Source organism: Pelotomaculum sp. FP (genome assembly GCF_004369245.1).
Taxonomy (GTDB): Bacteria; Bacillota; Desulfotomaculia; order Desulfotomaculales; family Pelotomaculaceae; genus Pelotomaculum_C; species Pelotomaculum_C schinkii.
Genome location: NZ_QFGB01000145.1, coordinates 1 through 1,348 on the forward strand (window position 1 = coordinate 1; position 1,348 = coordinate 1,348).

Annotated in this window: 1 protein-coding gene; it reads left to right on the plus strand. The window is 45.7% G+C overall.

Annotated elements, in window-relative coordinates:
* Positions 1-24: 24 nt before the first annotated feature.
* A complete protein-coding gene (locus tag Psfp_RS22400; protein WP_134220471.1) occupies positions 25-909 on the plus strand; it encodes an RNA-guided endonuclease TnpB family protein in 885 nt (294 codons plus the stop codon).
* Positions 910-1,348 lie beyond the last annotated feature (439 nt).

A 1,348-nucleotide genomic window follows, 5' to 3' on the forward strand; every position in this document is an offset into this window, starting at 1 on the left:
ATTCGAGACGCCAAGAGTGTTTTTGTGAAATATAAGAAGGCAGTCCGGGCTAACGCCAGACTAAAACCCGATGAGCAAAGAGAAGTCAAGCTCCCTGTTCTCAAAAAGCCTGTGGCTATTTGGAACAATCAAAACTATTCTTTGAAAGAAGATGTGCTCTCGTTTCCTGTGTTAGTCGAAGAAAAATCAAAACGCATGGAGATGAAAGCTATCTTAACCGGCTACCAGAAAAATCTATTGAATAACAAACCAGGCAGCCTGCGCATCACTCAAAAGTCCGGCAAGTACATAGCACAAATTGCCGTACAGGTGGCAGAAAATACGGCCGCNGGCAGTCAAATTATGGGGGTNGANTTGGGCCTGAAANNTCCCGCTGTCGCTGTCCTGGAGGANGGCAAAACGANATTCTTTGGCAATGGCAGACAAAACAAGTTTATNAAACGCAANCACCGGTCAGTACGCCGTAAACTTGGCAAATTNAAGAAACTCAAGGCGATCAAGAAACTGCATGATAAAGAGCAGCGCTGGATGACAGATCAAGACCATAAAATAAGCCGGCAGATAGTNCGTTTTGCTCAAGAAAACAATGTANCGACGATCCGCTTGGAACAACTTTCCGGCATACGCCNGACGGCAAGAACAAGCCGTAAAAACGAAAAGAATTTGCATACCTGGAGCTTTTATCGATTAGCTAAATATGTGGAGTACAAAGCAGTTTTGGCTGGAATTAAGGTTGAGTACGTTAACCCAAAACANACCAGCCAGAAATGCCCTGNATGTGGAGAACTCAATAAAGCTATTGATAGAAAATACANATGCGGTTGNGGATATAAAACACATCGCGACAGGTTAGGCGCGATTAATATCATTTCTGCAACTGTGGCAGATGGTAACAGTCTGTCAGCCTAGTCTGCTATATGCACTGGACTAGGACGGGCTGATGGCACAGCCTGAACTTGGGGTCATACTCCGATAGCAGAAATGCACTTCGGTTTAATCACCCAAGAATTCCATGGCTTCAGCCGTGCGGAGTGTCAATTTGCATTATCAAACTTTTTAGTGGTTTTATTTGGTTTGCTTTTGTTTTGGAAGAAACAGGGTTATACCGGTTGACCAGGCTGATAAGATTCACTCAGCCTGGTCTTTTTTGAAGGAGAAATAGCATGCGTCCTTTATTTTTTAATCAACGACTTCAGCATGGTCTTCGCGCCGGAGGCGGCCATGCTGAAAAACCCCTTGTTGGCAGCCAGGACCTTATCCAGGGCCTGCAGCAGGGTGTCAAGCTGTTCGCGGGTGACACCCAGAGGCGGCTCCAGGCGGATTACGTTGGGATTGTTCAGGGTATAGG